This window comes from Corallococcus sp. bb12-1 (assembly GCF_026626765.1).
Classification (GTDB): Bacteria; Myxococcota; Myxococcia; order Myxococcales; family Myxococcaceae; genus Corallococcus; species Corallococcus terminator.
The window spans coordinates 369448-386025 of record NZ_JAPNJZ010000002.1 but is presented as its reverse complement, the minus strand read 5'-3'; the positions used below and the strand labels follow the sequence as shown (position 1 = coordinate 386025).

15 protein-coding genes are annotated in these 16578 nt (G+C 69.6%); 9 read left to right on the top strand and 6 right to left on the bottom strand.

What is annotated here, in order from left to right; translation table 11 throughout:
• Nucleotides 1-21 precede the first annotated feature (21 nt).
• Both OV208_RS07515 and OV208_RS07510 read right to left on the bottom strand, forming a co-directional pair.
• Entirely contained in the window at nt 22-1872 is a 1851-nt protein-coding gene (locus tag OV208_RS07515; RefSeq protein ID WP_267573134.1) for a glycoside hydrolase family 15 protein, read from the bottom strand.
• Entirely contained in the window at nt 1869-2966 is a 1098-nt protein-coding gene (locus OV208_RS07510; protein WP_267573133.1) for a glucose 1-dehydrogenase, read from the bottom strand. Before OV208_RS07510 ends, OV208_RS07515 begins: the two co-directional genes overlap by 4 nt.
• A gap of 223 nt (nt 2967-3189) precedes the next feature.
• Between OV208_RS07510 and OV208_RS07505 the strand changes: the two genes are divergently transcribed.
• The 4 genes from OV208_RS07505 (at nt 3190) to OV208_RS07490 (ending at nt 6663) form a co-directional block, all read left to right on the top strand.
• Nucleotides 3190-3732 (top strand): hypothetical protein, encoded by a 543-nt coding sequence (locus OV208_RS07505; RefSeq protein ID WP_267573132.1) that lies wholly within the window; start codon nt 3190-3192, stop codon nt 3730-3732.
• A gap of 130 nt (nt 3733-3862) precedes the next feature.
• Nucleotides 3863-4780: an ABC transporter ATP-binding protein gene (locus tag OV208_RS07500; RefSeq protein ID WP_267573131.1), complete on the top strand. Its 918-nt coding sequence runs from the start codon at nt 3863-3865 to the stop codon at nt 4778-4780.
• A gap of 10 nt (nt 4781-4790) precedes the next feature.
• Nucleotides 4791-5546, top strand: coding sequence for an ABC transporter permease (locus tag OV208_RS07495; RefSeq protein ID WP_267573130.1), 756 nt, complete (start codon nt 4791-4793; stop codon nt 5544-5546).
• Between the two features lie 106 nt (nt 5547-5652).
• Nucleotides 5653-6663, top strand: coding sequence for an ABC transporter substrate-binding protein (locus tag OV208_RS07490; RefSeq protein WP_420714987.1), 1011 nt, complete (start codon nt 5653-5655; stop codon nt 6661-6663).
• 28 nt (nt 6664-6691) lie between these two features.
• Here the strand turns inward: OV208_RS07490 and OV208_RS07485 are convergent, their stop codons facing one another.
• Nucleotides 6692-7117, bottom strand: coding sequence for a hypothetical protein (locus OV208_RS07485; RefSeq protein ID WP_267573128.1), 426 nt, complete (start codon nt 7115-7117; stop codon nt 6692-6694).
• Between the two features lie 245 nt (nt 7118-7362).
• Between OV208_RS07485 and OV208_RS07480 the strand changes: the two genes are divergently transcribed.
• A complete protein-coding gene (locus tag OV208_RS07480) occupies nt 7363-8346 on the top strand; it encodes an NYN domain-containing protein (RefSeq protein WP_267573127.1) in 984 nt (327 codons plus the stop codon).
• Nucleotides 8347-8407: 61 nt separating this feature from the next.
• Here OV208_RS07480 and OV208_RS07475 read toward each other — a convergent pair whose 3' ends face one another.
• Nucleotides 8408-10447, bottom strand: coding sequence for a PilZ domain-containing protein (locus OV208_RS07475; RefSeq protein ID WP_267573126.1), 2040 nt, complete (start codon nt 10445-10447; stop codon nt 8408-8410).
• A 459-nt stretch (nt 10448-10906) separates the two neighbouring features.
• Between OV208_RS07475 and OV208_RS07470 the strand changes: the two genes are divergently transcribed.
• Both OV208_RS07470 and OV208_RS07465 read left to right on the top strand, forming a co-directional pair.
• Nucleotides 10907-11380, top strand: a complete 474-nt coding sequence (locus OV208_RS07470; protein ID WP_267573125.1) for a YkgJ family cysteine cluster protein — start codon at nt 10907-10909, stop codon at nt 11378-11380.
• A 103-nt stretch (nt 11381-11483) separates the two neighbouring features.
• Nucleotides 11484-12224 (top strand): SH3 domain-containing protein, encoded by a 741-nt coding sequence (locus OV208_RS07465; protein ID WP_267573124.1) that lies wholly within the window; start codon nt 11484-11486, stop codon nt 12222-12224.
• Nucleotides 12225-12237: 13 nt separating this feature from the next.
• Here OV208_RS07465 and OV208_RS07460 read toward each other — a convergent pair whose 3' ends face one another.
• A complete protein-coding gene (locus tag OV208_RS07460; protein WP_267573123.1) occupies nt 12238-14133 on the bottom strand; it encodes a ribonuclease R family protein in 1896 nt (631 codons plus the stop codon).
• Nucleotides 14134-14317: 184 nt separating this feature from the next.
• Between OV208_RS07460 and OV208_RS07455 the strand changes: the two genes are divergently transcribed.
• Both OV208_RS07455 and OV208_RS07450 read left to right on the top strand, forming a co-directional pair.
• Nucleotides 14318-14809, top strand: a complete 492-nt coding sequence (locus OV208_RS07455) for a helix-turn-helix domain-containing protein (RefSeq protein WP_267573122.1) — start codon at nt 14318-14320, stop codon at nt 14807-14809.
• A gap of 25 nt (nt 14810-14834) precedes the next feature.
• The gene (locus OV208_RS07450) at nt 14835-15410 is read left to right on the top strand and encodes a PIN domain-containing protein (RefSeq protein ID WP_267573121.1); all 576 of its coding nucleotides are present in this window, start codon (nt 14835-14837) and stop codon (nt 15408-15410) included.
• Nucleotides 15411-15422: 12 nt separating this feature from the next.
• On the opposite strand, the gene OV208_RS07445 is transcribed toward OV208_RS07450, so the two are convergent.
• Entirely contained in the window at nt 15423-16469 is a 1047-nt protein-coding gene (locus OV208_RS07445) for a hypothetical protein (RefSeq protein ID WP_267573120.1), read from the bottom strand.
• Nucleotides 16470-16578 lie beyond the last annotated feature (109 nt).

Here is a 16578-nt window from a genome sequence, read left to right as displayed (position 1 = left end):
CACTCTACCAGTCTCCGTGCATCAATCGTGGCGTCCCAACGTCTTGTCCAGGTTGAACGCGGCGCTGATGAGCGACAGGTGCGTGAGCGCCTGCGGGAAGTTGCCCAGCGCCTCGCCCGACATGCCCGTCTGCTCCGCGTAGAGCCCCAGGTGGTTCGCGTACCCCTGCATCCGCTCGAAGATGAGCCGCGCCTCGTCCAGCAGGTCCGGCCGGGCCGCGCTCGCGCGCGTCATCGCCTCCACCAGCCAGAAGCTGCACAGGTTGAAGGTGCCTTCGCTGCCTTCAATGCCATCCAGCGTCGCGTCCGCCTCGTAGCGGAACACCAGCCCGTCCGACGTCAGCCCCCCCTCGCGCGGCGGCTTGCGGATGAGATCCAGCGTGGAGAGCATCCGCGGATCCACCGGGGACAGGAAGAACACCAGCGGCATCAGGAGGTTCGCCGCGTCCAGCGCTTCATGCCCGTAGGCCTGGATGAAGGCGCCCTTCTCCGCGCACCAGCCCTTCTCCATGATCTCCTCGAAGATGGTGTCGCGCGTGGTCAGCCACTTCGCGCGGTCCGCGGGCAGGCTGCGCTTGTCCGCCAGCCGGATGGCCCGGTCCACCGCCACCCAGCACATCAACTTCGAATAGACGAAGTGCCGGCGCGAACCGCGAATCTCCCAGATGCCCTCGTCCTGCTTCTGCCAGTTCTCGCAGACCCAATCCACCAGCCGGCGCAGGTGCCGCCAGAAGTCATACGAGATGGGCGCCGCGTACTTGTTGGACAGGTACACGGAGTCCATCAGCTCGCCGTAGATGTCCAACTGGAGCTGGCCCGCCGCCATGTTGCCAATGCGCACCGGCTTCGCGCCGCCGTAGCCGTCCAGGTGCTTCAGCTCCTCCTCCTTCGGCACCGGGCTGCCATCCAGGCAGTACATCAGCGGCAGCGGCCCATCCCCGGACTCCGCGCACCGCGCCTCCACCCAGCGCATGAACGCGGCGGCCTCCTCGTCGAAGCCGATGCGCATGAACGCGTAGACGGTGAAGGCCGCGTCCCTGAGCCAGCAGAAGCGGTAGTCCCAGTTGCGCGTGCCCCCCGGGGACTCCGGCAGGCTGCACGTGGGCGCCGCGACGATGGCGCCGGACGGTTCGAACGTCATCAGCTTCAGGGCCAGCGCCGAGCGCTGCACCATCTCCCGCCACCGCCCCGTGTACTTGCACTTGGACAACCAGTGCCGCCAGTAGTCCACCGTGTCCCGGAAGAGCTTCTCCGCGGAGTCGTGCGTGTGCAGGTGCTGGTGGCAGCCCTCCACCCCGCCCTCGCGCAGGGTGAAGACCGCGGACTGGCTCTCCTTCAGCGTGAAGTGCGCGACGACGCCCCGGCCCTCCTGCTTCAGCTTCACCGGCGTCACCAACTGCATGCTCAGGCCCTGGGACACGAAGGCCGCGCCGCCATTCACCACGTGCGTCTCATGTTCGTCCCGGGCGTAGTTGAACGCCGGGAAGCACTCCATGCGGAAGGACATCTCCCCGCGCACCACGCGGATGCGGCGAAGAATCTCGCGCCCCTCCGCCCTCGCGCCCTTGCCCAGGGGCATCAGGTCGATGAGCTCCCCCACGCCGTCCGGCGTGTAGAAGCGCGTCACCAGCACGTTGGTGTCCGGCCAGTAGAACTGGCGCTTCAGCACCCCGTCCGGCTCCGGCGACACACGCCAGTGCCCGCCCTTCTCCGGATCCACCAGCGCCGCGAAGACACTGGGGCTGTCGAAGTGCGGGTAGCACAGCCAGTCGATGGTGCCCTCGTGGCCCACCAGCGCCACCGTGCGCAGGTCTCCGATGACGCCATGGTCCTCGATGGCGACGCCGCCCTTCAGGTCCACATTGGGATTCACCGGGCATGCTCCTGGAACGTGATGACGTGTTTGATGCCGCCCTTCGCCTCCACCACCTTCGCGAACTCCGACGGCGGATGACGCTGGGTGATGAGCGCTTCCACCTTCCCGGGCCAGCGCGCACGGAAGCGGGCCAGGTCCTCCAGCGCCGCGCTGAAGTCCCCGTCCGACGCGTTCACCGTGCCGAACATCACCCGGTTGCCCAGCACCAACTGCCCCAGCACCTCCGCACCTTGCAGCTCCAGCGGCTCCTCGCGCCCGGGCACCCCGGTGAAGATGAGCACGCCGTTCTCCTCCAACACGTTGAGCGAATCGAAGGCCACCTTGGACGCCCCCGTGGCCTCGTAGATGACGTCCACGCCGCCACCCAGTTGCTTCTTCAAGGCCTCCACCGTGACCTCCTTGGAGGACACATACGGAACGCCAATGGACTCGGATGCGGCGGCCTTCTCGTTGGGCTTGGGGCTGCGCGAATACGCCGTCACCTCGTAGCCCGCGCGCATCAGCGCCATCGCGCCCAGCTGCGCCACCGGCCCCGCGCCCAGCACCAGCGCCTTGCCCGGCACGCTCTTCCACGGCAGCCGCGACTGGATGTGCCCCACCTCCCGCAGGCCCTTCTCCGCGATGGTGAGCGGTTCGGTGAGCACCGCCACGCCGCGCAGGGCGTCGTCCGCGCGGTGCAGGTACGCCGCGTCCTCCACGAAGAACTCCGCGCAGAAGCCGTGCGCGCCCTGGATGCCGCGCTCCGTGTAGTCGCCCGTCACGCAGAAGTCCGGATGGCCGTGACGGCACGCCGGGCAGCGCGTGTGCGGACACGGCCTGCGCACGCGCGGCACCACCAGGTCCCCGACCTTCAGGCCCTGCACGTGCACGCCCACCTCCACCACCTCCCCCACGCACTCGTGGCCCAGGATGAGGTGGTCCTCGTCCTTCGGCGCCGCGCCATGGCGGCCCTTCAGGATGTCCTGGTCGGTGCCGCAGACGCCCACCTCCAACGTGCGCACCTTGACCTCGGTGGGGGAATGCAGGCGCGGCTCGGGAACGTCGAGGACCCGCACCTCGCGCGACGGGAACGTGATGGCCACGGCCTTCATGGGCGGAGGACTCCTTGAGTGAGAGGTGCGACGTCCCTGGACAAGGGGTGCGGACCCCCGACCCATGTCGCAAGTGCCTTTCGACCGTCCCGGCCTTCCTCGCCCCGGGCGTCGGGAGTCGTCGGCGCTGAACACCCCGCGCCGCCTGCCTGCCCGGAGGGCGACACTTGCGAGCGCGCGAAAGCACTGCCCCCTGGCGGCTCCCGGGCTATAGACGCAGGCCGTGCGTGCGCTCCCCTACCGTCGCAGTCGCGCCACCGCCATCGGTGCCACGGCCTTCCTGATGCTCTGCCTGCCCTTCCTGGTGCTGGGGGTGTTCTTCCTCGGCCAGAAGGCGCGCATGGACCTGCGGTGCGAACCCCAGGCCCCGTGCGTCCTCACCCGCTCCAGTTGGCTGGACCATGAAGAGGTCGGCCGCTACGCGCCCCAGGACATCCTCCGCGTGGAGGTGGACCGCAGCCGCAGCCGGCGCAGCGGCGCCGCGCCCATCTTCCGGCCCCAGATGGAGACGACCTCCGGCGTCCAGCCGCTCGCCTTCCAGTGGACGGAGGATGAAGCGGAGGCGACGGCCTTCGCGGACACCGTGCGGCGCTACCTGACGGGCCCCCGCACGGACGCGCTGGAGGTGTTCCGGGACGACCGGAAGGCGTCGCTGCGCGTGGGCAGCGCCTTCACCGGCGTGGGCCTGGCGGTGCTCGCCGTCAGCCTCTGGCTGCTCTCGCGCACCCTGGCGCACCGCAAGGCCGAACGCGCCGCCACCCGCTAGCGCGTCCCCTCCCCCGGAAGCAGCCTGCCAGCCGGCCCGGACGCCCCCACCTGTCCTCCAGTGGATGGCGCCTGCCCGCTTCCGCGAGTGGCCCTGTGCGACCTCGGGGCAGATGAATAGGTTGTGGCGAATGGTTCGACGCCTCATCGAGCGGCTGCGCGGCCTGCGCAAGGTGGCTCCCCGCCTGTTGCGGCCCGCGAACGTGAAAGCGGACCGGGCGAAGATCGCCATCGCCCAGTTGGGCCATCAGTTCGCCAACAAGGTCGTCGCGCTCCAGGACGTGAACCTCAACGTCCGCTCGGGCGAATTCGTCTGCCTGCTCGGCCCCTCCGGCTGCGGCAAGTCCACCCTGCTCTACGCGCTCGCGGGCCACGTGGCGCCCACCGGCGGCACGGTGGCCATCGACGGCAAGTCCATCCAGGGCCCCGGACCGGACCGGCTCCTGATGTTCCAGGAGGCCGCGCTGTTTCCCTGGCTCACCGTGCGCGGCAACATCACCTTCGCGCTGGGGGCCCGGGGCGTGCCCCGCTCCCAGCGCCGCGAGCGCGCCGACATCTTCATCCAGCGCGTGCGCCTGGAGGGCTTCGCGGACTCGCTGCCCCATGAGCTGTCCGGCGGCATGAAGATGCGCGCCAGCCTCGCCCGGGCGCTCGCGGTGGACCCCACCGTGCTCCTGATGGACGAACCGTTTGGCGCGCTGGATGCCCAGACGCGCGTGCACATGCAGGAGATGCTTCAGGCCATCTGGCTGCGCTCCGGCAAGACGGTGGTGTTCGTCACCCACGACGTGCAGGAGGCCCTGATGCTGGGCACCCGCGTGGTGTTGATGGCGCCCCGCCCCGGCCGCGTGGTGGAGGACCTGGAGATCCACCTGCCCATGCCCCGCTCGCTGGAGGACCCGTCGCTGGACGCGATGGCCCGCGACATCCGCCACCGGCTGCGCGCCGGGGAGTTCTCCCCGCTGGAAGCCCAGCGCCAGGAGCTTGTGCCCCGCCGCACCCAGACCCCCTCCAGCCTGCCGCGTCCCAGTGCCGTGACCGGTCGGTGAGGTACCCGCCATGCTGAAGTGGGCGCAGAAGCTGGGATTGATCGCGCTGCTGTTCGCCCTCTGGGAGGGCCTGACGCGCGCGGGCGTGTGGAACAAGCACCTGTTCCCCGGCCCGCTGGAGGTGGTGGAGACGCTCATCGCCATGGTGCGCGACGGCCGGATGGGCGGCGCGACGGCGCGCTCGCTGGGACGGCTCTTTCGCGCCTACCTGATGGCGGTGGCCATCGGCGTGCCGCTGGGGCTGCTCATCGCGCGGCTGGCCTTCTTCCGCAACGCGGTGAAGCCCGTGGTGATGGGCCTGCAGGCGCTGCCCTCCATCTGCTGGCTGCCGCTGGCCCTCTTGTGGTTCGGCCTCAACGACGGCGCCATCCTCTTCGTGGTGGTGATGGGCAGCGTGCTGGGCATCTCCATCGCCACCGAGGACGCGGTCAACGGCCTGGACCCGCAGTTGGCGCGCGTGGCGCGGACATTGGGCGTGCGCGGCCTGCGCTTCTACTGCGGCGTGCTCCTGCCCGGCGCCCTGCCCGGCATCGTCACCGGCCTGAAGCTGGGGTGGAGCTTCGCGTGGCGCGCGCTGCTCGCGGGAGAGCTGCTCTTCGTCTCCGGCGGCCTGGGCCAGCTGCTCACCATGGGCCGCGAGTTGATGGACGTGGCGCAGGTGATGGCGGTGATGCTGGCCATCATCCTCATTGGCATCACCGTGGACCGCGTCCTGTTCCAGACGGTGGAGACGCGGCTGCGGCGCCGGTGGGGCCTGACGGCGTAGGCCCGGACTCCGGCCGGGCTTCCGGTGTGCGCCCCACGACGCTTCCCGGCGCTTCGCCCTCAAGGGCATTGATACCGGGCACGGTTTGCCCGTTAGCGTGACGGCAATGCCTTCCGCGCGCCCGATGAAACACCTTCTTGTCCTCTGCGCCGTCCTGACCGGCATCGCGTCCTGCAAGAGCGACACGCCCACGGGCGCCGACGCTCCCTTGCGCGTGGCCTTCTTCCCCAACATCACGCACGCGCAGGCGCTGGTGGCGAACTCCGAGGGCCTCTTCGGTTCGCAGCCCGGCATGGGCCGCGTGGAGGTGCGCCAGTTCAACGCGGGCCCCGCCGCCATGGAGGCGCTGGTCGCGGGCTCCGTGGACGTGGCCTACGTGGGGCCCGGCCCCGCCATCAACACGTACCTCAAGGCCGGCAGGGAATTGCGCATCATCGCGGGCGCGGTGAACGACGGCGCGGTGCTGGTGGTGAAGAACGCGAAGAGCGCCGCGGAGCTCAAGGGCAAGAAGCTGGCGACGCCGCAGTTGGGCAACACCCAGGACATCGCCCTGCGCACCTGGCTCAAGGGTCAGAAACTCAGCATCGCCACGGACGCGGGCGGCGACGTGCAGGTGATTCCCATCAGCAACCCGGACATCCTGGGCCAGTACCTCCAGGGCGCCATCGAGGGGGCGTGGGTGCCGGAGCCCTGGGGCGCGCGCATGCTGGCCGAAGGAGGAGGCCACATCCTGGTGGACGAGCGCGACCTGTGGCCGGACAAGCGCTTCCCCACCACGGTCGTCGTGACGACGAAGAAGGTGCTGGAGACGCAGCGCTCGCGCATCGCCGCGCTGCTTCGCACGCACGTGCGGCTCACCGAGCGCTGGCGCGCGGACCCGGCCGCCTTCGCCACGTCCACCAACGCCGCCTTCGGCCAGCTCACGCAGAAGCCCCTGCCGGGGCCGGTGCTCCAGGACGCCTTCTCCCGCCTGGAGCCCAGCCTGGACCCGGTGCCCGCCGCGCTCGCGACGTCCGCCCGTCACGCGAAGGAGCTGGGCTTCATTCCCAGCGACGACATCGCGGGACTCGTGGACCTGAGCGTGCTGGACGAGGTGCGGGGCGCGAAGGCGAACTGAACGCCGCCTTCGCTCCCCTGATTGAGCGCTAGTCCAGCTTCTCGCCCTGGATGGACAGGGCCATGTTGCTCGTCTTTCCCTCCACCTGGTAGGTGGCCACGATCTCCTGGCCCTTCTGCGGCAGCTTGTTGATTCGCAGCGCGCTCATGTCCAGGGGCACCACCGGCCCCGACACGTCGTGCACATACAGGATCAGCCCGTCCCGCTTCACCACCGGCCCCATCACCTCGCGCATCCGCTCCGCGTCGGGATTGATTTGCCGGATGGCGAGGTTCCGGGTGAGCTGCGAGGGGTTCCTGTCCGAGACGGTGCCCACCACGTTGGAGGGGCTGGTGCTGGCAGGCTCGTTGTAGACGTGCGAACCCACATCCTGGGCTTTGCCCACGTCGGGCGGTTCGGCCTGGCCCATGACCGGGACCAGCAACAGGCCGAGCATGGGCGTGCTCAACAGCATCGCTCGCCATCCTCTGGGGAATCTGCGCATCATCGTGACACCTCCGTGGCGGGGGGCACTGCCCCCTGGCTCACCCCTGAACGTAGGGTGGGAGGCGCTGAATGTTCAGCGGCAGGACACGGGCCGTGCCCGTGGGAGCGGCAACACAGTAGGGTGGAGCGCGCACGGGCCGACAACCCCTCGCGGATTGCCCCCTGTCTGTCTTTTCTCGCGCCGCGTGAGCGCGGCAAAAATACGAGGCACCTTTGGCTGGACGCACCGACGAGCAGCACCGCATCGCCCTCTTCATCGACTTCGAGAACCTGGTGACCAACACCGGGATCAGCTCCAACAACTTCGACCTCCAGCCCGCGCTGGACCAGCTGCTGGAGCAGGGCAAGGTCGTCTTCCGCCGCGCCTACTGCGACTGGTCGCGCTTCGCGGACGCGAAGGTGCGCCTGCACGACGTGGGCGTGGAGCTGGTGGACGTGCCCCCCTCCACCCGCGCTGGCAAGAACAGCGCGGACATGCGCCTGGTCATCGACGCGCTGGAGCTGTGCTACGCGCGCGAGCAGATCGACACCTTCGTCATCGGCTCCGGCGACAGCGACTTCTGCCCGCTGGCGTACAAGCTGCGTGAGAACGGCCGCACCGTCATCGGGCTGGCGGTGAAGGAAGCCAGCTCCCGCATGTTCGTGAACGCGTGCGACCAGTTCATCTACATGCGGCCCAAGTCCCACGGTGGGAAGGACAAGGACCACGGCGGCAAGGGCAAGGGCGACAAGGAAGAGGGCCGCGGCAAGCGCGGCGGCAAGGGCAACAAGGACGAGGGCAAGGGCCACAAGGCCGAGTCCTCCGGCAAGGAAGGCCACGAGGGCAAGGGCGGCAAGAACAAGGCGGAGGTGCCGGCCATCGCTCGCGAGGTGGTGCAGAGCCTGCTGCGCCGCGCCACGGGCCCGCTCAACCCGTCGCTCATCAAGGAGACCATCGTCCGCAAGGAGCCCGACTTCGACGAGCGCGACCACGGCTTCTCCACCTTCGCGCGCCTCCTGGAGGCGCTGGAGCAGGAGGGCCTGTTGCGCCGCATCCAGCAGGGCCGCCAGGGCTACGTCGTGGGCCCGGACACGGACCTGCCGGCCGCGGAATCAACCAAGGGCGGCAAGAACCGCAAGGCCCCAGCCCCGGCGCCCGTGGAGGAAGAGGACGAAGAGCTGGAGTCCTACCCGGACCCGGACGACGAAGGGCTTTAAGGCCCCGACCGCCGCGGGCCAGGGGAGACCCCGGCCCGCCGTGCGGTGAGAGACGGGCCCATCACGCCGCGCGGGGCGTGGTGGACTCGCACAGGTGCTCCAGGAACTCCGGCAGCAGTCGGGCGGACATCACCCACAGCTTGCCGTCGCCCAGGTCCGCCAGCGACACGCGCTCCGCGTACTCCACGCACGTGCCTTCCACGTAGTGGACGAACACCTTGCGGTCGCGGGCCCGGTACCACTCCGCCGCGCGGCCCAGCAGCGCCACGAACGCGTCCTGCACCTCCGGGCGCGCGTCGTCCTCCAACGGCACCAGGCGCACGCCGTCCAGCACGTTGAAGAGGTTGAGGCCCGGCTGCGCGGACTCGAACACCGCCAGCGCCACGGCCTTGCCCTCGTGACGGGCCACCAACAGCTCGCGCTCGCGGGACAGGCCCGCTTCACCCCAGCCGGTGCGCGTGGCGCTCAGGTCGAAGCGCTCCGGCACCAGGTCCAGCGCCTCGCGGTAGGCCTCCGGACGGCTGGTGGCCACCTTCTCGAAGAAGCGCGCGCGCTCCTCGGCGGTGGGCGTGTCCAGTTCGATGCCGGCGGGCGCGGGCCAGGTGCTGTCCACCTCGCCCTCCATCAGGCGGAAGGGCACGAGGCACGTCTGGCCGGTGTGCGCGTACCAGGTGGCGAAGTCGAACTTGGTGTAGCGCACCCAGCGGACGTTGGCCTCGCAGTAGGCGAAGAACCACTTCACCTCCGGGTCCGCCTGCGTGGGCTCGTAGCCGCGCAGGTAGATGTCGCGCAGCGCTTCGCGCGCGGTGGAGCGGCTGTTGGCCGGCTGGTACCGCGCCAGTTGGTGCGCCATCCAGCTTCCCGCGTAGGGCTTGAGCACGGACAGCGTCGCTTCCATGCCGTCGTCCGCGGGGCGCACCACGCGGTAGCCCAGGCGGGGGTTCTCCTGGAGCTTGTCCTGCGTCTGGTCGAACTGTTCGCGCAGGCTGGTGAACTTCACCGGCTCCTTGCCCGGCAGGCGGAAGTAGCCGGAGCGCTCAAAGAGCTTCCAGGTGGAGTCGTTCCAGTCGCCTTCCACCTTCGTCGTCGGATGGGCCTGCGCCTCCACCAGCGCGCGCCACGCCCTGGCGCCCTCGGCATCCAGCGGACGGACGCACACGCCGCAGCGGCGGCCATTGGGCGTGCTGGAGATGTTGCGCACCTCCGCGCGCAGGCGCACCGGCGCGTGGCCATCCAGCGCCACCTCCACCACCGGCAGGCGCAGGCCCGGGTACATCAGGTCCTCGCCAGGCTCGGTGAGGAAGGACAGGCCCTCGTAGGAAACGTCGAGCAGGCCACGGCTCACGTGCACCTGGGGCCAGAGCGGGTGGTCGAAGTCCAGCGTGCACGAGGCGCTGGCCTGCGTGCGGCGCAGCCAGCGGTGGCGGAAGCGCACGATGGAGGTGGGCACCGGCATCACCAGCAGGTCGCCTTCCACACGCGCGGCCTCGCCCTGGAGGTGCACCACGCTGCTGTAGCCGAAGGCCTCCACGGTGAAGGGGCCGGGGGGAAGCGCGCCGTGCAGACGCCAGCCGAACATGTCCTGGAGCGGCTCGAAGAAGGAGGCGGTGACCTCCACGCGCTGACCGTCCTGGGTGCGCAGCACGCCGCGAGCCTGACGCGAGGCGAGCGCCTCACAGATGCGCGCCACGCGGTCCGCGCGGTCGATCTGCTCGCGCCACACCGGCCGCGTCTCCGGCGTGAGCAACAGGCCGTTGTCGCGCAGCGACTCCAGCAGGCCCACGATGCGACGGCCCGCGTCCAGCGGCGGCGCGACGAAGCGCAGGCTGACTTCCGGCCGCGCGTCGTTGACACCAATGACCTCCGCGTCCAGCGCGGTGGCCCACCGTTCGCCTTCACCCACCACCACCGAAGCGGCCTGTCCCTTGCGGGGCACGGTGTGCGACTCCAGGTGGAGCGTGAGGTGTTCCAGCGACAACTGCACCAGACGCCCGGGCGAGAAGTGCGCGCCAAACGATGCCGCCGCGCTCAACTCCGTCCCTACCCGATATCCGAGAAGGGTTTCGCGGCCGGCCGGCGCGTCCTGAGTGTCCGTGTGCATGGGGGGCTCCCTCGATGTCCTACGAGGCATGATCCTACGACGTCCGAAGAAACTGTGCTCTCCCCAGTTACGGCTGACCCGGGGAACTCGGATTCCCACAGAGTGGAGATGATTCATCCTGCTTGCACTCGGACCTTCGGGCCGTGTCGGCAAGCGACCCTTGAATTGTCGCAGAGTGGCTTCTCACGTGTGGAGAATTCCTTCCACGGACAGACGCATGGCCTTCCAAGACGGGTGCATGCGTGTCCCATCCTCGGGTCGTGCGTTACCCACGAAAGGCAGCTCATCCTGAGACGCCGGACGCCCCAGGCATGTCGCATGTCAGGTGGTGGTACGTACCCTGCCTCGGAGGGCGGCGAGCCTTCGTGAAACACGTCCGGGATGACTCACGCCCCTCTGAGCGGTTATGCCGGACGGCCCCGTCCCGCGCCGGAAGCGGGGCCACCCTGAACCCGCGCCATGCCCCTGTCCACCCTCTGTCTCCACTGCGGCATGTGTTGTGACGGCACGCTCTTCACCCACGTGCCGCTCCAACCCAACGAGTCGGGGTCGCTGACCCGACGTGGCCTGCCTCTCACCGCGCGAGAAGACGGCACCGTCGTGCTGCCCCAGCCCTGCGCGGCGTTGAACGGCCGGTGCTGCACCGTCTACACGGAGCGTCCGGAGGCCTGCCGCCGCTACCGTTGCCAACTGCTGAACGCTCTGGCCGAGGGAGAGGTGTCCCTGGACGAGGCGAAGGGCGTGGTGGACGCCGCGCATGCCCGGGTGGAGGCCGTCACGCGGGCGCTGTCTCCAACGGAGGGGGGGCCTTCTTCCCTCCACCAGGCGAGGGCGGCGGCCGCCACGCTTCCGCCCGAGGCCCGCGAGGCGCTGACGCAGGCGGAGGCCTTCCTCGACCGGCACTTCCGGGGACGCTTCCGCCGCTCGGGGTGAACGCCGGGGTGTCCGGGGCGGGGGCGGGCGGCTAGCCTGCTCCGCCTTCGTGCGCTTCCGGGCCTGCGTGCCCGGTCCCTGCCTGACCCAAGGTCCTGCCCCCGTGAAGACGTCCCTCCTGGCCGTGCTGTCCTCCGCCGTGCTGCTCGCCGCCGCCCCCGCTGGAGCCCAGGCTGGGGCCCAGAACGACGCGCCCGTGAAATCCGCGAACGTGGACCTGGACGGCGATGGCAAGCCCGACGCGGTGTCGTTGACGCCGGGCGCTGACGGGAAGTTCACGTTGAAGGTCGGCGCGGCCACGGTGCAGGGCAACGCGGCCGGCAACGAGGTGAGCGGCTTCACCGTGGTGGACCTGGACACGAGCGACAAGTGGAAGGAGCTGCTCGTGCACTCCGTGGGCGACGTGGACGACGACCACCGCTTCTTCCTCTACGGCTACGACGGCAAGGCCGTGAAGCCGCTGGGTGACGTGCGGGCCCTCACGGAAGCGAAGGGCAACGGCATCGTCCTGGTCGATACGTGGATGGGCTTCTGGCACCGGCGGGAGAAGTACGCGCTGGACCGCAAGGCGTGGAAGCTCAACCTGGTGCCGCAGGAGCTGTACGCGGTGGGCGTGGAGGCCACGGTGAAGAAGTCGTTCCCGCTGGCGCAGGCCCGCACGGGCTCCGCGGTGGTGGCCACCACGGCGCAGGGCTCCAAGGTGCAGGTGATGGCCGCGAGCGTGCCGGCGAAGGGCGACTGGGACGACGTCTGGTACCTGGTGCGCTCGGCCAGCGGGCTGCTCGGGTGGGTGCGCGGAAAGGCCCTCGTGGAGTCCACCGAGGGCCTGCCGTTGGCGGGCTGAAGCGCCCGAGCCGTCACTCCACCAGGGAGAACTCCACGCGGCCCAGTTGTTCGTCGGTGGAGACGACCTTGACCTTCACCGGCATGCCCACGGTGAAGGTCCGCTTGGCGCCCACCATGGAAAGCTCGCGCGCGTCCGGGCGGTAGGGACCGCCGGCGAGGCCGTCCGCGGGCACCATGCCCTCCACCCACATGCCATCCAGTTGCGCGACGAGGCCAAAGGGCTTCACGCGCACGATGCGCGCCGGGAACTGCTGCCCGATGCGGGAGGCCATGAAGCGGGCCTCCAGTTCGTGGTGACGGTCCACCTCCGCGCGGTTGGCGGAGCGGGCGCGCAGGTTGATGTGCTGGGAGAGCAGCTCGACCTCGGGATCCTCGTGCACGAAGTCACGGCGGCCCTGGAGGTACGCCTTGATGAGCCGGTGCACGGCGAGGTCCGCGTACCGGCGGATGGGGGACGTGAAGTGCAGGTACAGGGGCGCGGCCAGACCGAAGTGGGGGCCGGGCTTCACGGTGTAGCGGGACGGGCCCAGTGAGCGGCGCAGCACGGAGCGCAGCGCGGCCTCCGCCTTCGCGCCGGAGATCTGCCGGTCGAACGCGGCCAGGGCCAGGGGCGTCAGCTGCGCGCCGAAGCCCGCCGCGAACCCCGAATGCAGCGCGAACGCGTTCACGTCCGCCACGCGCTGCGGGTCCGGCTGTTCGTGGACGCGGAACACGGTGGGCACGCCGCGCGTCATCAGCCACATGGCGATGGCCTCGTTGGCGGCGACCATGAAGCGCTCAATCATCCCGTGCGCGGAGGTGTCCTTCTCGCCGGAGAGGCCGGACACGGCGCCGGTGGAGGTGTCGAAGGTGAAGCGCGCCTCGTCGCGGGACATCGCCATGCCGCCCCGGGCCGCGCGGGACACGGCGAGGCGGGCCGCCGCCAGCCGGAACCAGGGCATGGCCTCGCGCACGGACTCCATGGCGGGGGACACGGTGCCGTCGTCGAGGAACTCCGCGACCTCGTCGTAGTTCAGCCGCGCCCAGGAGCGGATGAGGCTTTCATAGACGTCCGCGGAGGTGACGCGGCCGTCGGGGTCGATTCTCAGCTCCACGGTGAGGCAGTGGCGCTCCTGGTCCGGCACGAGGCTGAGCCAGTTCGAGGACAGCTCCTCCGGGAGCATGGGGAGCACGCGGCCGGCCAGGTACACGCTGGTGGCGCGGGCGCGGGCCTCCAGGTCCAGGGCGCTGCCCTCCTTCACGGACTCGCCGACATCCGCGATGGACACGAGCAGGCGCACGGCGCCATCGGGGCCGGCGGGCAGCACGGAGATGGCGTCGTCGATGTCGCGGGTGGAGGGCGCGTCCACGGTGACGGTGGGGATGGCGCGGAGGTCGCGGCGGGTGCCCAGCGCGTGGGGCACCTCGCGGGCGCTGAGCGCTTCGGCGACGACCTCCTGGGGGAAGTCGCGGTGCAGGCCGTGGCGGGCGATGACGCGTTCGAGGGAGCGGTCAGCGCCGGGCTCCAGCTTGTAGAGCAGCACGACCTTGCCGTCCGCGATGCGGGCGACGACAGCGTCATTGGCTTGGACGGGAGTGGTGCCCGGGTCCAGGGGCCACTCGGTGTTGGAGACCTCCTTGTCGATGCGCAGGAAGAAGGTGCCCCGGCGCGCCACGACCTCGCCATAGACGACGGTGCGGGTGCGCTCCACCAGCGACAGGCCGGACGCGGTCCACCGGCCTTCGCCGGAGGCCGTCACGGTGGCGGAGACGACGTCGCCCGCGAAGAGGGGGTTCAAGTCCGGTGGCGTGATGAAGGCGGACAGCACCTCGGGGGCACCGGGCTTCTGCACGGTGAGGAAGCCGAAGCCACGGGGATGCACGTCGACGCGGCCGGTGACGGTGCGCGGGGAGGCGGAGGTGTCCATGTCGCCGCCGTCGTAACCCACCTCCAGGGCGCACGGGGAGATCCCCGGATTCTTCTCCTCCGGGTTGCGGTTACGGCGTTTTCACGGTTCTTCTTCCAGCCAGACCATATGGGGTGGCTTGCGTTTGCGTCGGATGTGACCATGATTCTTCCTGGCCCGGTGGTGTCCGGCCGAGGAGGCACCCATGACTTCGCCGACCGCTGATGCCCTTCCGCCCCGCGCGTCAGAGCCCGTCGCCGCCAGTGACGTGTCGTTGGAGCAGGTGCGGAAGCTCGCGCAGCTCATCACCCGGGAGCTGGGTGAGAAGGGGGGCGGACATCCGCTCTTCTCGCTGTTGGGCCCCAACCACGAATCCGTGCCCTTGCCGACGGATGTGCTCACGCTGATGCAGCAGCTGCTCGCCATCCTCGCATCGGGCGATGCGGTCACCGTGGTTCCGGTCCACAAGGAGCTCACGACCCAGCAGGCCGCGAACCTGCTCAACGTGTCACGGCAGTACCTGGTGCAGCTGCTCGACGAGGGTCGGATCCCCTTCCATCGCACGGGCACCCATCGGCGCGTCTACAGCAAGGACGTCCTCGAATACCGCGCGCGCCAGAAGTCCGACCGCCGGATCCAGCTCGACGCGATGATGCGCGAGAGCCAGGACGCCGGGGGCTACCCCGAACTCGAATGAAGAGAACTCGAGGGCCCCTCATCTCGTGATTCACGCCCCGTTCCCGGTCGTCCTCGATGCGAACGTCCTGATTCCCCTCACCGTCTGCGACACATTGCTGAGCGCGGCCCATGAGGGACTTATCCAGATCCACTGGACGGAGCTCATCCTCGAAGAGACGCGCCGCAACCTTGTCAGCGCACTCGGTCTGTCGGAGCAGAAGGCCGCCCGACGCGTGGCCGCCATGAAGGCCGCTTTCCCAGAGGCCATGGTGACGGGCCATGAAGGGCTCATCCCATCCATGACCAATTCGGAGAAGGACCGGCATGTCCTCGCCGCCGCCGTGCACGTGGGTGCCCAGACCCTCGTCACGAGCAACCTGCGTGACTTCGGGAAGAAACACCTGCCCACGACCCTCCAGGCACAAGGTCCCGACACCTTCCTTCAACACCTGCTCAGTCAGGCGCCGGAAGTTGTATTGGAAATGCTCAGGGCCCAGGCAGAGGCGCTGCGCAATCCACCCATCTCCCTGATGAGACTCCTGGACGGACTGGCCCGCAGCGTCCCGGTCTTCGCCGGTGAGGTCCGCGCCCTGTTGCCCCCGGCCTTCACGGAGCCGTGAGCAGGCCGGACGTCACTGGAAGCCGGGCGGCCTCCCACTGTCTGTCTTCAACCGCGCGCCCGGGTTCAGATCAAACACAAGCCCGAACTGCCAGAGGCTGATGCGCTCCAGGAAGAGGATGTTGTAGTAGTCCTGCCCCCTCACGTACCGCGCGAACACCCCGAAGCCCGACCCCCACCATGGGTTCGCCGCCAGCTCCACGCTCAGCGTGGTCCGCTGACTCGGTGTCTCACCGAACGGATGCGACAGCGCCCCTTCCAGCCGGAAGCGGCTCCCGTTCACATCACGCTCCCCCACCAGCCCCACCCCCCAGTGCCCGACCCCATACACCGTGCGCTCCTGCGGAGTCAGTCCCCCGGGCCCGATCGCTGTATTCAGTTCGTAGAAGGCATGGCCCCCGATGATCCATGCGCTCAACGTGTGCGGATCCACATCGAACCCCAGCCGCCCGTGCACCTCGAAGCGCAGCATGTTCGTGGAGAAACTCCCCGTCACCTCGTTCAGCGGAAGTTGCCCCTCCGCGGGCGTGCAGTCCGGGTCCGTCCCCGTCTGGTTCCCGAAGAAGCACCCGTCCTCGCCGTTGGAGTGGTGGCCCAGGATGACGTTCAACCCCAGCGCCAGCATCCGGGGCGCTCCTTCAGGGTCCGGGCCATGCAACAGCCGCAGGTGCGCCGCCTGGAGCGTGAACTTCGGCATGTACGACGGCGGCGGGATGGGGTTGCTGTTCGTGTTGAACATCCGCAGCAGGATCTTCGGCGTGAACACCAGGGAGAACAGCGTCTCCCGCCCGTCCTGCTTGAAGTCGTTCTTCCGCAACTGCGGCAGGAAGAGGTTGGGCGCGAACTGACCCTCGAGGAGCAGCGGCGCGGGCGACTCCGGGTCCCCCAGGCGGTGGATGCGGCTGGGCGACGCGAACAGGTACGTGCGGTCCAGGAAGAGCGACGTCTGAAGGTCGACATCCACGTGGAGCCCCGTCGCCCGGGCCTCCCCCATCCCCAGCAGCACGCCCAGCAGGACCCCCGCCCACCACACCGCCTGGCTCCTCGCTCCGGACCGCATGCGCGCACCTTCCCGAACCCAAGACCGCCCACGGTAGCCAGCCCCGCCCCCGGGTCCCCCCCTCCCCGAGCCCCGCCCCTCGGGTGGCGGACACTTCCCGGAGGTCCTG